Source organism: Rathayibacter sp. VKM Ac-2835 (assembly GCF_013266705.1).
Classification (GTDB): domain Bacteria; phylum Actinomycetota; class Actinomycetes; order Actinomycetales; family Microbacteriaceae; genus Rathayibacter.
Genome location: NZ_JABSNQ010000002.1, coordinates 1,189,883 through 1,206,469 on the forward strand (window position 1 = coordinate 1,189,883; position 16,587 = coordinate 1,206,469).

Consider the following 16,587-nt stretch of genomic DNA (forward strand, 5'->3'; position numbering starts at 1 on the left):
TCGTTCACACCGTCGTAACGCCATCGGTCTTCCCAGCGTCCATTGAGGTCCCTATGCTCGGACCACCCGAGCCGAGGAGACCCGATGGCAGAGCAGACGAAGCAGACTCCGACGAGCAAGGGTGCGAGGCGCCCGGCGGCGTCCGGGCCCGACTCGGCGAACGTCACCAGCACCGCGGGGGTGACCTATCGCGAGGCCGAGGCCGGCTACTTCGAGAAGCGCACCCTGCGCCGCTCCGCCGGCGTCTGGGGCCTGTGGGGCCTGGCGGTCGCCGCCGTCATCTCCGGCGACTTCTCGGGCTGGAACTTCGGCATCGCCTTCGCAGGCTTCGGCGGGATGCTGATCGCCTTCGCCGTCCTCGTGGTGATGTACTACGGCCTGATCTTCTCGATCGGCGAGATGTCCGCCGCCATGCCGCACACCGGCGGCGCCTACTCCTTCGCCCGCTCGGCGATGGGGCCGTGGGGCGGTCTGGTGACGGGGCTGGCCGAGACCATCGAGTACGTGGCCACCACCGCGGTGGTCGTGTTCTTCTCGGCGCAGTACGCGAACGGAGTGACGAGCGAGCTGCTCGGCTTCGATCTCTCCGGTGCGATGTGGATCTGGTGGCTGGTCCTCTACATCGTCTTCGTCGCCCTGAACTCGGCGGGCGCGGCCATCTCGTTCCGCTTCGCGATCGTCGTCTCGATCGTGTCCATCGCGATCCTCCTGGCCTTCTCCGTGATGGCCCTGCTGTCGCCGGCGCTGGACTGGTCGAGCCTGTGGAACATCGCTCCGGACGCGGGTCAGACCGAGTTCCTCCCGCACGGCGTCCTGCCGATCCTCTTCGCGCTGCCGTTCGCCATGTGGTTCTTCCTCGGCATCGAGGAGCTGCCGCTCGCGGCCGAGGAGGCGCACGACCCGGTCCGCGACATCCCGCGCGCGGGCTTCTGGGCCCGCGGCACCCTGATCGTGACCGGCCTGCTCGTCCTCTTCCTCAACACGGCGCTGATCGGCTCCGAGGTGATGGGCGAGTCGCCCGAGCCCCTGCTCGACGGCTTCCGCGCGATGGTCGGCGACGGCGTGGCGGCCGTGCTCGCGCTCTTCGCCCTGATCGGGCTGCTCGCCTCGCTGCAGGGCATCATGTTCGCCTATGGGCGCAACATGTACTCCCTCTCCCGGGCCGGCTACTACCCGCGGGTCTTCTCGCTCACCGGGAAGCGCCAGACGCCGTGGATCGCGCTGACCGTGGGGGCCGCGATCGGCTTCGTCGCCCTCGTCGTGGTCGACGTGCTCAGCCGGCTCGACCCGGACAACGTCGGCGCCGTCGCGGGAGCGATCGTGCTGAACATCGCGGTCTGGGGTGCGGTCGTCGCGTACTTCATGCAGATGGTCTCGTTCGTGCTGCTGCGCCGCCGGTTCCCGAACGCGAGCCGCCCCTACCGCAGCCCGTGGGGCGTCCCCGGAGCGGTGATCGCGGCGCTGATCAACGTGCTGATCTTCCTCGGCTTCCTCTTCAACGACGCGTTCCAGCCGGCGATCATCGCCATCGCCGTGGTCTACGTGATCATCCTGATCGGCTTCGCGGTCTGGGGCCGGAAGCGCCTCGTCCTCTCTCCCGAGGAGCGCTACGCGCTGAGCGGCGGGCTGCAGGCGGCGCCGAGCATCCCGGAGCCGGACCGCGTCGACTGAGCGCGGGCGCGGCGGGATGGTGGCGCCGTCTCAGGCGCCGCCGCCCCGGCTGTCGTAGGCGCGGTCGAACGCGACGGGGGAGTACCCGTCCCGACGGACCGCGAGCGCGAGCGGAACCGCGACGGCGGCGAGGAGGGCGAGGACGAGGAGCAGGGCGAGCATGGGGCATCCGATCTCGAGGTGATGCTGCCAGAGTGGCCCCGTCGAGCCGCTCGTGAGAGCGAGAAGAAGGGCCACCGTGGCCGTCGCGGTCCTTCGACGGCCGCTTCGGTGGAGGTGGCCTGATCAGTGGCACGCCCGTCTCTCCGCGCCGCCGCCGCCGCCGTTCCGCCCGGCCGGCGGTGAGTCCGCGGGGGGCCGAACGCCCTCGACCCGGCGGAACGAGGCCCCGGCGTAGGCTGGCGGCGCAGTTCGCGGACCCCCTGCACCCTTCGGGGCCGCACGACGACAGCGACGGAGCTGACGTGACATCCGCCTCGACCACCCTCCCCGAGAGCATCGACCCCGAGAGCACCGGCCCGCAGAGCTCCGGCCCGCAGGCCCCGCCGGAAGGACCCCCCGTGGACGCCGCCACCCGCACCGAGACCGATTCGCTCGGTCCGCTCGACATCCCGGCCGACGCCTACTGGGGCATCCACACCGCGCGTGCACTGGACAACTTCCCGATCTCCAAGCGCCCGATCTCGATCTACCCCGATCTCGTCCGCGCCCTCGCGACCGTCAAGCTCGCCGCGGCCCGGGCCAACACCGAGATCGGCAGCCTGGCCCCGGCGAAGGCCGAGCTGATCGAGCAGGCCTGCCGCCGCATCATCGACGGCGAGTTCCACGACCAGTTCGTGGTCGGCGTGATCCAGGGCGGCGCGGGCACCTCCACCAACATGAACGCGAACGAGGTCGTCGCGAACGTCGCCCTCGAGATCGCCGGGCGGCCCAAGGGCGACTACGCCTTCCTGCACCCGCTCGACGACGTGAACCGCAGCCAGTCGACGAACGACGTCTACCCCACGTCGATCAAGATCGCGATGACCTGGTCGCTGCGGCGCCTGCTCGACGAGCTCGCGCTGCTCCAGGCCTCGTTCTCGCGGAAGGCGGTCGAGTTCGGCAGCGTGCTCAAGGTCGGGCGCACCCAGCTGCAGGACGCCGTGCCGATGACCCTCGGCCAGGAGTTCCACGGCTTCGCCACCACCCTCGGCGAGGATCACGCGCGCCTCTCCGAGACGATCTGGCTGCTCGCCGAGGTCAACATCGGCGCGACGGCGATCGGCACCGGCATCACCGCCGATCCGCGCTACGGCGCCGCCGCCGTCCGCCACCTCAACGAGCTCACCGACCTCGACCTCGAGATGGCGCAGGACCTCGTCGAGGCCACCAGCGACACCGGCGTCTTCATGTCGTTCTCGAGCGCGCTGAAGCGCTCGGCGATCAAGCTGTCGAAGATCTGCAACGACCTGCGCCTGCTCTCCTCGGGTCCGCAGGCCGGTTTCGGCGAGATCAACCTCCCGCCGCGCCAGGCGGGCTCGAGCATCATGCCCGGCAAGGTGAACCCGGTGATCCCCGAGGTGGTGAACCAGGTCGCGTACTCGGTCGCCGGCGCGGACGTCACCGTCACCATGGCGGCCGAGGCCGGTCAGCTGCAGCTGAACGCGTTCGAGCCGGTCATCGCGCACTCGCTCCTGCAGAGCATCACCTGGATGACGCAGGCCTGCCTCACGCTCCGGATCAACTGCATCGACGGCATCACCGCCAACATCGACCGCCTGGAGGCGATGGTGGCCTCCTCAGTGGGAGTGGTGACCGCGCTGACCCCGAGCATCGGCTACACCGCCTCGGCGGCCCTCGCGAAGGCGGCGCTCGCCACCGGCCGCAACGTCGCCGACCTCGTCGTCGAGGCAGGCCTGATGTCGCGCGAGGAGGTGCTGCGGCTCATCTCGCCGGCCCGCCTCTCCGGCATCGAGGCGATGACGGCGTCCCTCCCGATCATCGAGCCCCCCGCGGAGTAGCCCGCCCCCTCTCCCTCCGCGAGATGCCACTTGTGCTCACTTCTCGCGGCGTGTCGCGTACTCGAGTGGCATCTCGCGGTGAGCGTGCGGCGAGGTGCCGGGCGGCGTAGCTGCGCCAGGGGGCCCAGGGGCGGGCGGCCGCGGCGAGGGCTCGGGGAGTCGAGGGGAGGCCGAGTGCGGCGGCGCCGGCGCGGACGGCGCGGTCGTGGGCCGGGAAGACGTCCGGGTCGCCGGTGATCCGCGCCGCGACGGACGCGGCCGTGGCCGGGTCGATGCCGTCGACGGCGAGCAGGCGCTCCACCAGGTCCTCGCGGCGGAGGCCCGCGTCCAGGCGCAGAGTGCCGTCGGCAAGGAGGGCCGCACTCCGCCGGACCGTCTCGACCCGGTGTTCGGAGCCGCGCAGCACGTCCGCTCCGCTCTCCGCGATCGCCGCGGGAGGCGGGAACGCGTGGGTGACATCGCCGGCGGCGAGGCCGGCGGGCAGCGGCTCGCCGAGCGCCGCGACCAGCCGGGTCAGCGCCGTGCGCGCGACCGCGGTCGTCGCACCGAGCCCGATCAGCGCGCGCAGCAGGGTCTCGGCCGGGTCGACGGAGCCCGCCAGTCGGATCCCGGGAGTCGCGGAGACCAGCGGCGCCAGCACCGGATCGGCGCCGAGCGCCTCGTCGACCGCGGCGGAGTCGGCGTCGAGGTCGAGCAGCCGGCGCACCCGGGCGACCAGGGGGCCGACATCGGCCACCGAGACCAGGATCGCGGTGCAGCGGATCGCCTCGCCGTCCTGCTCGAGCCGCACGACCGCCGGGCCGCCGGGAAGCGCGAGCGAGCGGGAGTACCGCCCCGGCCCCGCCTCCTCCAGTCCCGGCAGCGCGTCGGCCCCGAGCGCCGCGAGCACCCCCGGATCGAACGGCGCCCGGACGGCGAGCCGCAGCGCGAGCACGGTCGCCCCCGCGTGCACGGCCGCCTCGGACCGCCCGCCCCGTGCCGACGCCCGCAGCGCGCTCGGACTGCGCTCGTACACCTCCTGGATCGTCGCGTTGAACTGCCGGATGCTCGCGAACCCCGCGGCGAACGCCACCTCGGACACCGGGAGCTCCGTGCCGGTGAGCAGCAGCCGGGCGGTCTGCGCGCGCTGGGCCCGGGCGAGGGCGAGCGGCGGAGCGCCCAGCTCGACCCGCAGGATCCGCCCGAGCTGGCGAGCGCCGTAGCCGAGGCGCCCGGCCAGCCCCTCGACGCCCTCGCGATCGACCACGCCGTCGCCGATCAGCCGCATCGCCCGCGCCGCGGTGTCGTCGCGCAGGTTCCACTCCGGCGATCCGGGCACCGCGTCGGGCAGGCAGCGCTTGCAGGCGCGCAGCCCCGCCTCGTGCGCGGCGGCCGCGGTCGGGTAGAAGCGCACGTTCGCCGGACGGGGCGTCGCGGCGGGGCAGCTCGGGCGGCAGTAGATGCCGGTCGAGTGCACGCCGGTGATGAAGCGGCCGTCGAAGCGGGAGTCGCGCGAGGCGACCGCGCGGTAGCGCTCCTCGAACAGCGGATCCTCGACCATGCTCCGAGACTGGCACGCCCCGGGGCCGGAGGATCGCGGGAATCGGACACGGCCCCGCCGGCGCCCGCTGTCAACCGCCGGACCGCGCGGCCGCCGGTGCCCTACTCTCGGACCCCATGAGCGCCTACCCGCCGCCGGCCCCCGTCCGACCCTCGATCGTCCCGACGGTGCTGGGTGCGATCGGCGTCGCACTGCTGGGCGTCCTGCTCCTGCTCGTCCTCGCCTACGTCGTCTCCGGGCTCGGTGCGACCGCCGCCGGCATCTGCGCGGTCGTCGCCCTGGTGCCGCTGCTCGTCGTGCTGGCCGGTGTCCGCTGGGTCGACCGCTGGGAGCCCGAGGCGCCGCTCGGCCTCTGGTTCGCGTTCCTCTGGGGGGCGGCCGGCTCCGTCGCGATCGCGCTCCTGGTCGATCTCGGTGTGCAGATCGCGGTCTACGCCACCGGGGCGCAGCCGAGCGAGTCGGACTTCGTCGGCGCCGTGATCCAGGCGCCGATCGTCGAGGAGTCGGCGAAGGGCCTCGGCGTCCTGCTGATCCTGCTGATCTGGCGCCGCAGCTTCGACGGACCGGTCGACGGCATCGTCTACGCGGCGGTCGTCGCCTCCGGCTTCGCCTTCGTCGAGAACATCCTCTACTTCGGCAGCGCGCTGGTGGAGGGCGGGCTCGGCTCGCTCGCCGTCACCTTCTTCCTCCGCGGGGTGCTCTCGCCGTTCGCGCACGTGCTCTTCACCGCCTGCTTCGGCGCGGCGCTGGGCTTCGCGATGAACCGACCGCCGGCCGCGCGGCTGCCGATCGCCCTCCTCGGCCTCGCGCTCGCCGCGTTCCTGCACGCCCTCTGGAACGGCTCGTCCTTCCTGGTGTCCGACTGGTTCGGCTTCTACGGCGTGGTGCAGGTGCCGCTGTTCGTGGTCGCCGTGGTGGTCGTCGTGCTGCTGCGCAGGCAGGAGCGGCGGGTCACCCTCGAGCGCCTCGGCGACTACGCGGCGGCCGGCTGGCTCTCGCCGACCGAGGTGCGGATGATCGGCACCGCCGAGGGCCGCCGCACCGCGCTGCGCTGGGCACGGGTGGCGGGCGGCGACCGGCCGCGGGCGATGCGCGGCTTCCTCCGCTCCGCGACCCGGCTCGCGCACGTGCGCCAGCAGCAGCTCGCCGGCCGCGGCGGACGAGGGGCCGCTCTTGACGAGCGCGTCCTTCTCGACGAGCTCGTGGCGCGACGCACGGCGCTGACCGGCGGCTGAGCGGTCCGGAGCGACGATCAGCGGACCGCGGTCCGCGGGGGAGAGGAGCAGGACGTGGTGCAGACCATCCAGGTCGCGACCGCCGAGGGGCGGCTGCTCGTCGCCCACGACAGCGGCGACGAGGGACGGCCGGTGCTCTGGCAGCACGGCTCCCCGCAGACCGGCGCGCTGCTCGCCCCCGTCCTCGAGGCCGCTCGCGCGCGCGGACTCCGGCTCGTCTCCTACGGCCGCCCCGGCTACGGCGGCTCGAGCGCGCGGCCCGGCCGCGATGTCGCCTCCGCGGCGGAGGACGTCCGCGCCGTGCTCGACGCGCTGGGCCTCGACCGGATCCTCACCGCGGGTGCCTCGGGCGGCGGACCGCACGCCCTGGCCTGCGCCGCACTGCTCCCCGACCGGGTCGACGGGGTCGCCGTCCTCGCCTCACCCGCGCCGTACGACAGCGACCCCGCCTGGTTCGACGGCATGGCCGCTCCGGGCGGTCTCGCCGCGGCCCGCGACGGCCGCGAGGCGCGCGCCCGCTTCGCCGAGACCGACGAGTTCGACCCCGAGTCGTTCGTGGCTGCCGACTACGCGGCCCTCGAGGGGGAGTGGGCGGCCCTCGGCGAGGACGTCGCGCGCTCGGAGCAGTGGGGCGACGGCGGCCTGATCGACGACGACGTCGCCCTCGCCGCGCCGTGGGGAGTGGGCCTCGCGGCGATCCGCTGCCCGGTCGTGCTCGTCCAGGGCGGCCGGGACCGGGTGATCCCCCCGCAGCACGCGCGACGGCTCCGGGCGCTGCTCCCGAGCGCCGAGCTGCGCGAGCACCCGGCCGACGGCCACGTCTCGGTGCTGCGGCACCTTCCCGAGGCCCTCGACCGCCTGCTCGCGCCGAGCTGACCCTTCGGCGATCTACGCCGCGCGCAGCACCCGGCGCTCGCCGGCGGTCACCGCGACGCCGAGGCGGTTCTGCGCGGGCGGCAGCGGGCAGTTGTAGTGCGGCGAGAACCCGCACGGCGGGATGTAGGCGCGGTTGAAGTCGAGCAGCACCGGGCCGGGCGTACCGGCGTCGGCCGCTCCGCCGAGGCGCTGCACGACGAGGAACCGCCCGACCGGGTAGCTCTGCAGCGCCGGGTCGTCGCTGCGGTTGGTCGGGTCGCCGAACGGGACGAGCAGGGTGCCGCCGTCGTCGAACGCGGCGACCGTGTACTCGTGCGCCCGCCCGTCGTCGACGAGCGAGAAGGTGATGTCGCCGGGCACGACGAGGTCGCGGGTCGCGCCGTTGTCGCGCAGGTGCTCGAACGGGATCGTCCGCGCGTCGTCGACCGGCTCGAACCAGGCTTCGAGCACCCAGGCGGCGTCGAAGGGGAAGGTCTCGATCGCCTCGAAGGAGCGCACGCCCTCGGAGGCGGCGTCCCAGACGCGGTAGCCGTACTCCTCCTCGCCGGTGTCCAGGCTCGCGCGGCGCATCCGGGTGAGGGTCGCGGTCGGCCCGTAGCCGGCCAGCGCGGCCTCGTCGTCGACGCGCTCGCCCGGCTCCAGCCAGCGGGTCTCGACCAGGGCCAGGTCGCCGCGCGGGCCGGTGACCCGCTCGGCGCGGCGCGCGAGCCACGACTCCCAGCCGGCGCGGGCCGACTCGGTGGTGTCGATCGAGGCGCGGGAGGGGGCGGTGACAGTGCTGCTCGTCGAAGGCATGCACCGTGCAACGCGGGGGCGGCCGCTTCTCTTCCCGAGCGAGTTGAGGGAGCCGAGGGGGACGAGGGACCCGAGGGGATCGACGGCCGCAGATGAGACGGCTCTCATCTTCGTCTCACACCCGGCTTACGCCCCGTCGGGAGGCTGTGAGCACGGGTCGAGGATCCGCCGCGGCCACCGGGCCGCGCTCATCGCCTTCGAGGGGAACGACATGGTCATCCGCATCGCCCTGTACTCGCACGACTCGGTGGGGCTCGGCCACGTGCGGCGCAACGTCGCTCTCGCGCACGCCCTGAACAGCGCGCTGCCCGAGCTGCTCGGCGAGGAGGTGACCGGCCTGCTGGTGACGGGTCAGTCCTCCGCCACCGCGTTCGCCGCGCCCGACGGCTGGGACTGGCTCGCGCTCCCCGGTGTCACCACCGGCGAGCAGGGCTACCGCTCGCGCCACCTCGACGTCGAGCTGCGCACCCTGACGAGCCTGCGCGGCGACGTCGTCCGCGCCGGTCTCGCCGCCTTCGCCCCCGACCTGGTGATCGTCGACCGGCACGCGTTCGGCGTGCACGGCGAGCTCGAGCCCGCGCTGCGCGCCGTCCGCTCTGCGAATCCCGCCGCGGTGGTGGTGCTCGGACTGCGCGACGTGCTCGACCGCCGCTCCGCGACCTCGGCCGAGTGGAAGGCGATCGGCGGGGCCGGTGCCGTCCGCGAGCTGTACGACGCCGTCTGGGTCTACGGCGACCCGACCGTGCACGACCCGGCGGCCACCGGCGAGATCCCGCGTGGGCTGCACGACCTCGTCGCGCACACCGGCTTCCTCGCGAACGGCCGGCTCGGCGCCGGTCACTCCGTGGTCGAGGAGCCCTTCGTCCTCACCACCGTCGGCGGCGGCTCGGACGGCCGGGCGATCGCCGAGGCGGCGGTCGCGGCGGAGGTGCCGGTCGGCTACCGACACGTCGTCGTCACCGGACCGCAGATGCCGGCCGAGCACCGGCGGGCGATCCGCGCCGCCGCCGGCCCCGCGACCACGGTGGTCCGCTCGGTCCCGGACGCGCTCGCGCTGCTGCGCCGGGCCTCCGCCGTGGTGAGCATGGGCGGCTACAACACCGTCTGCGAGGTGATGAGCACCACGGTGCCGGCCCTGATCGTGCCGCGCTCGCACCGCCGCCAGGAGCAGCGGCTGCGGGCGGAGGCGCTCGAGGCCCGCGGCGCCGTCGAGGTCCTCGCGCCCGCCGAGGTCAGCGCCGAGCGGCTCGGCGCCTGGTTCGCGGCGAGGGTCGGCACCGAGGTGCAGCGCACGGGGATCGACCTCGACGGTCTCGCCGCCGTCGGTCCGCTCGCCGCCCGTCTCGTCACCGCCGCCCGCGGCACCGCGGCCGAGGAGGCGGACCGTGCCGTCTGACGCTCCGGCCCCCACCCCGCCCGCCGCCCCTGTCCCGTCCGCCACCGCCCCCGGAGGAGCCCCGATGCCCCGCACCGCCTACGTCCTCAAGGTCTACCCGCGCTTCTCCGAGACCTTCGTCGTCTCCGAGATCCTGGCCCGAGAGGCCGCGGGGGAGGACCTGGTGATCTTCTCGCTGCGCGCGCCCGACGACCCGCGCTTCCACCCCGAGCTCGCCCGGGTGAGCGCTCCGGTGCGCTACCTCGACAAGCCGGTCAAGGCGTCCGCGCTCTGGCAGGGCCTGCGGGCCGCCGAGCAGTCGCCCGAGCTGCTGGCCGCCGTCGGCCGGCTGCTGCCGGAGCTGCTGCGCGCGAGCCCGGAGGACGCGGCGCAGGCCGTGCAGCTCGCCGCCGCCGTCCAGCGCGAGGGCGTGACGCACCTGCACGCGCACTTCGCCTCGAGCGCCACCACGGTCACCCGGCTCGCCTCGCTGCTCACCGGAGTGCCCTACTCCTTCACGGCGCACGCCAAGGACCTCTTCCACGAGTCCGTCGACGCCGCGGACCTGGAGCGCAAGCTCGCCGGCGCCCGGTTCGCCGTCACGGTCAGCGACTACAACGTGCTGCACCTGGCCGCGCGCTTCCCGGCCGCGAGCGCCCGGGTGCACCGGGTCTACAACGGGCTCGAGCTCGAGCGCTTCGCCTTCTCGCCGCGGCCCGAGCGGACCGGCGTGCTCCGGGTCGCCGCGGTCGGCCGGCTGGTCGAGAAGAAGGGTTTCTCGGTGCTCGTCGACGCCGTCGCGATGCTCGCCCTCGGCGGGACCGCCGTCCAGGTCGAGATCGCGGGCGGAGGCGAGCTGCACGACGCGCTCGCCGAGCGGATCCGCGCCGCCGGCCTCGACGGGAGCGTCCGGCTGCTCGGCCCGGTGCCGCAGAACGAGGTCGCGGAGCTGCTGCGCCGCGCCGACGTCTTCGTCGCTCCCTGCGTGGTCGGCGCCGACGGGAATGCCGACGGTCTGCCGACCGTGCTGCTGGAGGCGATGGCGACCGGGGTGCCCTGCATCTCGACCGCGGTCACCGGGATCCCCGAGGTGATCCGCGACGGCGACACCGGAGTCCTCTGCCGTCCGGGCCGCGCGGACGACCTCGCCCGCGCGCTGCAACGGGTGGTGGATCCCGACTTCGACACCGCCGGGATCGCCGCCCGCGCCCGCGCGCTGGTGGAGCGCGAGTTCGACTCCCGAGGGCAGGCGCGCACGCTCGCCGCGCTGACCCTCGCGGCGCCCGCGCCCGCCCAGCCTGCGGCGGAGGCGGCCTGATGCGCGTCGCGTTCGTCTGCGCCGACCCCGGCGTGCCGGTCTTCGGCAGCAAGGGCTCCTCGGTCCACGCCCAGGAGATCCTCCGGGCCTACCGCGCGCGCGGCGACGAGGTCCGCGTCTACTGCGCCCGGGCCGGCGACAGCGTCCCCGCCGACCTGCAGGACGTCGAGGTGCTGGAGCACCGCACCCGCGTGCAGGACCCGGCCGCGCGCGAGCGTGCCGTGGAGGAGGCCGCCGCCCACCTCGCCGAGGCGGTCGTGCTCGACGGCTGCGACCTCGTGCACGAGCGCTACTCCCTCTTCAGCCGCGCCTCCGCCCTGGTCTCGCGTGCCCTGGGCGTCCCCGCGGTGCTCGAGGTGAACGCGCCGCTGATCGACGAGCAGCGCGAGCACCGCGTCCTCGTCGACGAGGCGCGAGCGGAGCAGGCGACCCGCGCGGTGCTGTCCTCGGCCGCGGTCGTCGCCTGCGTCTCCGAGCCCGTCGCCCGCTGGGCCGCCGAGCACGGCGCCGCCGCACCGCTGGTCGCGCCCAACGGCGTGAACACCCGCCGCATCCAGCCCGGCCCCGCGCGCTCCGGCGGCCCGCTCGTCGTCGGCTTCGTCGGCACCCTCAAGCCGTGGCACGGCGTCGGCGGCCTGCTCGACGCCGTCGCGCTGCTCGACCCCGAGCGCGTCCGCCTCCTGGTGATCGGCGACGGCCCGGAGGGACCGGCCCTGCGCGAGCAGGCCGGTCGCCTCGGCCTCGACGTCGAGTTCACCGGCGCCGTCGCCCCCGCGGACATGCCCGCGCAGCTCGCCCGCCTCGACGTCGGCGTCGCGCCCTACCTGGCCCGCGAGGGCCAGGACTACTTCTCGCCGCTCAAGGTCTACGAGTACCTGGCCGCCGGTCTGCCCGTGATCGCCACCGCAGTCGGGCAGATCCCCGCGATCCTCCGGCACGGGGTCACCAGCTTCGTCGTCGAGCCGGGGCGGCCGGAGGCGCTCGCCGCGGCCGTCGCGGACCTCGCCGCCGACCCCGCCCGCCGCCGCGCGATGGGCGCCGCCGCCCGAGCCGACGCGGTCGCCGAGCACGACTGGTCGCGGGTGCTCGAGCGGATCCTCGCCGCCGTCCCCTCGGATCGTCCCGCGGGCAGGCGCATCGACGACGTGCGCACCGGCACCGGCACCAGCACCGACAGCACCGAGGAGGCCGTCGCATGAGCCGCACGAGCCGCAGCACCCCCGACCCCGGCGCCCTCCGCCGCAGCCTCGGCATCGTCCGCCCGCACCTGCGCGAGCACCGCTTTCTGATGCTCGGCGGCCTCGTCGCGCTGCTGGCCGAGGTGATCCTCCGGGTCCTCGAGCCGTGGCCGCTGAAGATCGTGATCGACAGCGTCAGCGCGAGCCTGGGCGCCACGGCCGGCGCCAACGCCGGCACCCCGCCCGCCACCATCGGCCTCCTCGTCGCCTGCGGCGCGATCCTGCTCGGCCTGGTGGGCCTGCGCGCGATCACCGCCTACCTCTCCACGATCGCCTTCGCGCTGGTCGGCTCGCGGGTCGCGACCGCGCTCCGCGCTCGCGTCTTCGCGCACGTGCAGGCCCTCTCGCTGCGGTACCACACGGTCTCCTCGGCCGGTGACACGGTGCAGCGGCTGGTCGGCGACATCGGCCGGCTGCAGGAGGTCGCGGTCACCGCCGGGCTCCCGCTGGTCGGCAACGTGATCACGCTGGTCGTCCTGACCGTCGTGATGCTCTGGCTGGATCCGCTGCTCACCCTGGTCGTGATCGGCGCGGCAATCGTCTATCTCGTCTCCTCCCGCCGCAGCTCGAGCTCGATCACCAGCGCCTCGCGCTCCACCCGCAAGGGCGAGGGCGCGCTGGCCGACACCGCCGCGCAGACCCTCGGCGCGATCCGCGTCGTCCAGGCCTACGGGCTGGAGAAGGAGGTGGGCGGCGCGTTCGACCGCGGCAACGCGACGGCGCTGCACCAGGGAGTGAAGGCCCGGCGGCTCGCCGCCGCGCTCGAGCGCCGGACCGACGTGATCGTCGGCGCCGCGACCGCCCTCGTGCTGGCCGGCGGCGGCTGGCGGGTGCTCGAGGGGCAGATGACTCCGGGCGATCTCGTGGTCTTCACGATGTACCTCAAGATCGCTATGCGCCCGCTGAAGGACCTCGCGAAGTACACCGGCCGGATCGCGCGCGCCGCCGCCTCGGGCGAGCAGGTCGCCGACCTCCTCGACGAGGAGATCGAGGTGCACGACCGGCCGGGCGCGCGAGCGCTGGTCACGACGGCGGGTGCCGTCTCGTTCGAGGCGATCGGCGTCGACGACGGCTACGGCCGCGCGCTCTTCACCGACCTGTCGCTGCAGCTGCGCGGCGGCGAGAGCGTCTGCCTGCTCGGTGCCTCGGGTGCCGGCAAGTCGACGCTCGTGAGCCTGCTCGTGCGCGCCTCCGACCCGCGCCGCGGCCGCATCGCGATCGACGGGACGGATCTGCGCGACGCGACGCTCGCGAGCCTGCGCTCGAGCATCTCGCTGCTGCTGCAGGACTCGGTCCTCTTCGCCACGACGGTCCGCGAGAACATCCGCTACGGACGCCTCGACGCGAGCGACGCCGACGTGGAGGAGGCCGCCCGCCGCGCGAACGCGCTCGACTTCGTGCTGGCGCTGCCGCACGGCTTCGAGACCGTGCTCGGCGAGCGCGGCGGGACCCTCTCCGGCGGGCAGCGTCAGCGGATCGCCATCGCCCGTGCGCTGTTGCGCGACGCGCCGGTGGTCGTCCTCGATGAGGCGACGACCGGGCTCGATCCGGAGGCGCGCGCCCAGGTCGCGCAGTCGCTCGCCGAGCTCACCCGCGGCCGCACCACGATCTCGATCACCCACGACCCCGCCGCGATCGCGGGCGCCGACCGCCTGCTCTGGCTCGAGGACGGCCGCATCGTCGAGGACGGGACACCCGAGGAGCTGCTCGGCCGCGACTCCCGCGTCGCCGCCTGGTTCCATCGCGCCGCGGCGACCGAGCCCGGAGCGGAGGTGCGCGCATGAGCGCCCGCACCGGCGCCAACAGGTCCGCCGTCACGACCGCCGTCACGACCGCCGTCACGACCACCGTCACGGAGGCGGCCGTCGCCGACCTCGCCCGCCGCGACCCGGCGCTGCCCGCGCTCGCCGAGCTCCTCGGCCCCTGGCGCCTCGCCGAGGCCCTGGGCCGTCCCGTGCGGGTCACCCGCCGCCGCTGGAAGCGCTCCGCGGACGTCGTGGTCGCCTTCGACTCGGCCGACGGCCCGGGCTGGATCGCCTCCTACGCCGACCCGGCCAAGCTCGACAAGACGCGCGAGCGCGCCGCCCGCGTGGGCGTCGAGCTGCGCGAGCACCCGCGGCTCGCGGCCGTGAGCGGACCGGTGCGCGCCGATCGCGAGCTCTCGCCGACCCTGCGGCGTCTCGCGCTCGCCGAGCCGGGACTCCTCGAGCGCTCGCAGGTGCTCCGGCACAATCCGCACCGCCGGCTGGTCCTGGCGGACGGGTCGCGCGTCGTCAAGATCGTCCCGCGCGGAGCCGCCGCCTCGGTCGCCGAGGTCGCGCGCGTGCAGGCGGAGCTGGCCGCGCAGGGCGTGCCGGTGCTCGTGCCGATGGTGCTCGGCTCCGGAGCGGCGTCGACTCCGTGGTGGGGCGAGGGCGATCTGGCCGAGCACCTGTCGGCGGGCGGGGCCGAGGCCGCCGGCGCGGCACTCGCCCGGCTGCACGCGGTCCGCGGAGTGCGCGTGCCCGGCGGCTCCCGCGACGAGGTCGCGACGGCGGTCCGCGCGCTCGTCGACCTCGCGCCGGGCCTCGCTCCGCGGCTCGAGCGACTCGGCGCGGCCCTGGCCGTCGAGGCTCCCGCCCGCTCGGTCGTCGTGCACGGCGACTTCTCCGCCGACCAGGTCCTCGTCGGCGACGGCGTCCGCCTGATCGACTTCGACCGCGTCCGTCGCGACGAGCCCGAGCGCGATCTCGGCGGGCTGGTCGCGGCCGAGGCCCCCGGCTCCGCCCTCGCGGAGGCGCTGCTCGACGCCTACCGGGCAGCCGGGGGAGTCACCGACGAGGCGGCGCTGCGCCGTCGCACGGCCTCGAGCGTGCTGCTGCGCGCGGTCGAGCCCTTCCGCACCGCGCTGCCGGACTGGCGCGAGCGCCTCGACGACGCCGTCGCCCGCGCCGAGGAGGTGCTCGGATGACGACCGCCCCGGACCTGCTGAGCTTGCCGAGTGCGCTGAGCGCGGCGCCCGCCGTTCCCGCCGAGGTCGTCGAGGACGGCGTGAGGTGGACCGTCTCGCGCGCCTGGCCGTCCCGCGACGGAGCGGATCTCGAGGCCCGCACCGCCGGCTCGCCCGAGGTGCGCGCCGGCCGCTGGACCGCCGAGCGAGGTGTCCGGCTGCTCCCGGTCGGCACCGACCGCCGCCTCCCGGCGCTCGAGCACGCCCGCCGTGAGGGCGCCGTGATCGTGCACCGGCCCGGCCGCCGTGCCGTGGTGCGCGCCGCAGACGGCGGCAGCTTCCTCAAGGTCCTCCGCCCGCAGGCCGCCCCCGCGGTGGTCGCGGCCCACCGGAGCGCCGAGGCGTTCGCCGCGGGCTTCGACCTGCCGCGGCTGCTGCACCGCCCGGACGACCCGGAGGGACTCGTCCGCTTCTCGGCGCTGCCCGGACGCACCGTCCTCGAGGTCGGCTCCGACCCGCGGACCACCGCCGTCCAGTGGCGTGCGCTCTGGGGGCGCTGGGCCGAGGGCTGGGCGCTCCTGCCCGCGGCGCCGGCCGAGCTGCCCGAGCACGGCCCGGAGGCGGAGGCCGCCGTCGTCACGCGCTGGGCGGCCCTCGCCGCGCCACTGCTCCTCCCCGGGCTGCGCGCCGAGGTGCTCGCGGCCGCCGAGCGGGTGGCGGAGTCACTCCTCACGGGGCCCGTCGAGCCGCTCGTGCTCTCCCATCGCGACCTGCACGACAAGCAGCTGCTGGTCGCGGAGAGCGGGCTCGCCCTGCTCGACCTCGACACCGCCGCACGGGCCGAGGCGGCGCTCGACCTCGGCAACCTGCGGGCCCACCTGCGGCTGCGCACCGCGCAGGGCCTGCTGCCCGCGGATCTCGCCACCCGGGCCGCCGCCGTCGTGGACCGGGCGGCCGAGCACGCAGGCGCCTCGCCCGAGCGCCTCGCGGCCTGCGAGACCGCGACCCGGTTCCGCCTCGCCTGCCTCTACCTCTTCCGCCCGGCCTGGCGCTCGTCGGCCGCCCACTCGCTCACTCGCCTCGCTGAAAGGATCATCGCTCCATGAGAAGATCATCAGGAAACCCGTTCCGCCGCCCCGATCCCGACACGACCGGTCAGGAGACGCCGATGCCCCGTCGCGGGCCCGTCCTGCTCGCCGCCGCGGCGGCCCTCTGCCTGGCCGCGATCGCCGGGGGAGTCGTCACTGTCGCGAGCGCGCTGCAGCAGCCCCCGCAGGTCACCGAGATCGGCTCGACGCCCGTCGTCGGACCGAGCCGCGCCCCCGGTGCCGGCGAGCCCCCGGGCGCCGACCCGTCGAGCACCGACCCGGCCGGCGCCGATCCCGCCGCGACCGATCCCGCCGCCGTGGACCCCGCCGCCACGACCGCGCCCGCGGCACCGGCCGCACCGGCCCCGCAGAGCCCGGCCGCCGAGCAGGGCGGCGGCACCGCCCCCGTCCCGGTCGTGCCGGTCCCGGCCCCCGCGCCGGCCGACGGGGACGACGACGGCGACGACGAGGACACCGACGACCCGGACGACGACATCGACGACGACACGGACGACTGACGAC

14 protein-coding genes are annotated in these 16,587 nt (G+C 75.2%); 11 read left to right on the forward strand and 3 right to left on the reverse strand.

The window, feature by feature from the left end:
• The first annotated feature begins 84 nt into the window (after positions 1–84).
• A complete protein-coding gene (locus tag HRK28_RS13290; protein ID WP_173251894.1) occupies positions 85–1,671 on the forward strand; it encodes an amino acid permease in 1,587 nt (528 codons plus the stop codon).
• 30 nt (positions 1,672–1,701) lie between these two features.
• On the opposite strand, the gene HRK28_RS20620 is transcribed toward HRK28_RS13290, so the two are convergent.
• Positions 1,702–1,833, reverse strand: a complete 132-nt coding sequence (locus HRK28_RS20620; RefSeq protein ID WP_279392003.1) for a hypothetical protein — start codon at positions 1,831–1,833, stop codon at positions 1,702–1,704.
• A 398-nt stretch (positions 1,834–2,231) separates the two neighbouring features.
• Between HRK28_RS20620 and HRK28_RS13295 the strand changes: the two genes are divergently transcribed.
• On the forward strand, positions 2,232–3,671 hold the full coding sequence (locus HRK28_RS13295) for an aspartate ammonia-lyase (protein ID WP_208543808.1): 1,440 nt from the start codon (positions 2,232–2,234) through the stop codon (positions 3,669–3,671).
• On the opposite strand, the gene HRK28_RS13300 is transcribed toward HRK28_RS13295, so the two are convergent.
• Positions 3,649–5,211, reverse strand: a complete 1,563-nt coding sequence (locus HRK28_RS13300; RefSeq protein WP_173251895.1) for an Ada metal-binding domain-containing protein — start codon at positions 5,209–5,211, stop codon at positions 3,649–3,651. The two genes, HRK28_RS13295 and HRK28_RS13300, sit on opposite strands and share 23 nt — an antisense overlap.
• A gap of 116 nt (positions 5,212–5,327) precedes the next feature.
• Between HRK28_RS13300 and HRK28_RS13305 the strand changes: the two genes are divergently transcribed.
• Together HRK28_RS13305 and HRK28_RS13310 are read left to right on the forward strand one after the other, a co-directional pair.
• The gene (locus tag HRK28_RS13305; protein ID WP_173251896.1) at positions 5,328–6,446 is read left to right on the forward strand and encodes a PrsW family intramembrane metalloprotease; all 1,119 of its coding nucleotides are present in this window, start codon (positions 5,328–5,330) and stop codon (positions 6,444–6,446) included.
• 54 nt (positions 6,447–6,500) lie between these two features.
• On the forward strand, positions 6,501–7,322 hold the full coding sequence (locus HRK28_RS13310; protein ID WP_367948422.1) for an alpha/beta fold hydrolase: 822 nt from the start codon (positions 6,501–6,503) through the stop codon (positions 7,320–7,322).
• A gap of 12 nt (positions 7,323–7,334) precedes the next feature.
• On the opposite strand, the gene HRK28_RS13315 is transcribed toward HRK28_RS13310, so the two are convergent.
• Complete coding sequence (locus HRK28_RS13315; RefSeq protein ID WP_173251897.1) at positions 7,335–8,117, reverse strand: DUF1684 domain-containing protein; 783 nt, start codon at positions 8,115–8,117, stop codon at positions 7,335–7,337.
• A gap of 211 nt (positions 8,118–8,328) precedes the next feature.
• On the opposite strand from HRK28_RS13315, the gene HRK28_RS13320 reads away from it, so the two are divergent.
• From HRK28_RS13320 to HRK28_RS13350, 7 genes are all read left to right on the forward strand, one after another.
• Positions 8,329–9,513 (forward strand): glycosyltransferase family protein, encoded by a 1,185-nt coding sequence (locus HRK28_RS13320; RefSeq protein ID WP_173251898.1) that lies wholly within the window; start codon positions 8,329–8,331, stop codon positions 9,511–9,513.
• A gap of 64 nt (positions 9,514–9,577) precedes the next feature.
• Positions 9,578–10,810 carry a glycosyltransferase gene (locus HRK28_RS13325; protein WP_160090302.1) on the forward strand — a complete coding sequence of 411 codons (1,233 nt, stop codon included), beginning with the start codon at positions 9,578–9,580 and terminating at the stop codon, positions 10,808–10,810.
• Positions 10,810–12,009 (forward strand): glycosyltransferase family 4 protein, encoded by a 1,200-nt coding sequence (locus HRK28_RS13330; protein WP_173251899.1) that lies wholly within the window; start codon positions 10,810–10,812, stop codon positions 12,007–12,009. The genes HRK28_RS13325 and HRK28_RS13330 overlap by 1 nt, the downstream gene beginning before the upstream one ends.
• Positions 12,006–13,832 carry an ABC transporter ATP-binding protein gene (locus tag HRK28_RS13335; protein WP_173251900.1) on the forward strand — a complete coding sequence of 609 codons (1,827 nt, stop codon included), beginning with the start codon at positions 12,006–12,008 and terminating at the stop codon, positions 13,830–13,832. Before HRK28_RS13330 ends, HRK28_RS13335 begins: the two co-directional genes overlap by 4 nt.
• Complete coding sequence (locus HRK28_RS13340; protein ID WP_173251901.1) at positions 13,829–14,998, forward strand: hypothetical protein; 1,170 nt, start codon at positions 13,829–13,831, stop codon at positions 14,996–14,998. Before HRK28_RS13335 ends, HRK28_RS13340 begins: the two co-directional genes overlap by 4 nt.
• Positions 14,995–16,083 (forward strand): hypothetical protein, encoded by a 1,089-nt coding sequence (locus HRK28_RS13345; protein WP_173251902.1) that lies wholly within the window; start codon positions 14,995–14,997, stop codon positions 16,081–16,083. The genes HRK28_RS13340 and HRK28_RS13345 overlap by 4 nt, the downstream gene beginning before the upstream one ends.
• On the forward strand, positions 16,080–16,583 hold the full coding sequence (locus HRK28_RS13350; RefSeq protein WP_173251903.1) for a hypothetical protein: 504 nt from the start codon (positions 16,080–16,082) through the stop codon (positions 16,581–16,583). The genes HRK28_RS13345 and HRK28_RS13350 overlap by 4 nt, the downstream gene beginning before the upstream one ends.
• The last annotated feature ends 4 nt before the right edge of the window (positions 16,584–16,587 follow it).

Bases quoted from the DNA above. Each gene is read 5' to 3' on its own strand.
- HRK28_RS13290 (WP_173251894.1), top strand. From the start codon at position 85: ATGGCAGAGCAGACGAAGCAGACTCCGACGAGCAAGGGTGCGAGGCGC.
- HRK28_RS20620 (WP_279392003.1), bottom strand. From the start codon at position 1,833: ATGCTCGCCCTGCTCCTCGTCCTCGCCCTCCTCGCCGCCGTCGCGGTT.
- HRK28_RS13300 (WP_173251895.1), bottom strand. From the start codon at position 5,211: ATGGTCGAGGATCCGCTGTTCGAGGAGCGCTACCGCGCGGTCGCCTCG.
- HRK28_RS13305 (WP_173251896.1), top strand. From the start codon at position 5,328: ATGAGCGCCTACCCGCCGCCGGCCCCCGTCCGACCCTCGATCGTCCCG.
- HRK28_RS13315 (WP_173251897.1), bottom strand. From the start codon at position 8,117: ATGCCTTCGACGAGCAGCACTGTCACCGCCCCCTCCCGCGCCTCGATC.
- HRK28_RS13320 (WP_173251898.1), top strand. From the start codon at position 8,329: ATGGTCATCCGCATCGCCCTGTACTCGCACGACTCGGTGGGGCTCGGC.
- HRK28_RS13325 (WP_160090302.1), top strand. From the start codon at position 9,578: ATGCCCCGCACCGCCTACGTCCTCAAGGTCTACCCGCGCTTCTCCGAG.
- HRK28_RS13330 (WP_173251899.1), top strand. From the start codon at position 10,810: ATGCGCGTCGCGTTCGTCTGCGCCGACCCCGGCGTGCCGGTCTTCGGC.
- HRK28_RS13335 (WP_173251900.1), top strand. From the start codon at position 12,006: ATGAGCCGCACGAGCCGCAGCACCCCCGACCCCGGCGCCCTCCGCCGC.
- HRK28_RS13340 (WP_173251901.1), top strand. From the start codon at position 13,829: ATGAGCGCCCGCACCGGCGCCAACAGGTCCGCCGTCACGACCGCCGTC.
- HRK28_RS13345 (WP_173251902.1), top strand. From the start codon at position 14,995: ATGACGACCGCCCCGGACCTGCTGAGCTTGCCGAGTGCGCTGAGCGCG.
- HRK28_RS13350 (WP_173251903.1), top strand. From the start codon at position 16,080: ATGAGAAGATCATCAGGAAACCCGTTCCGCCGCCCCGATCCCGACACG.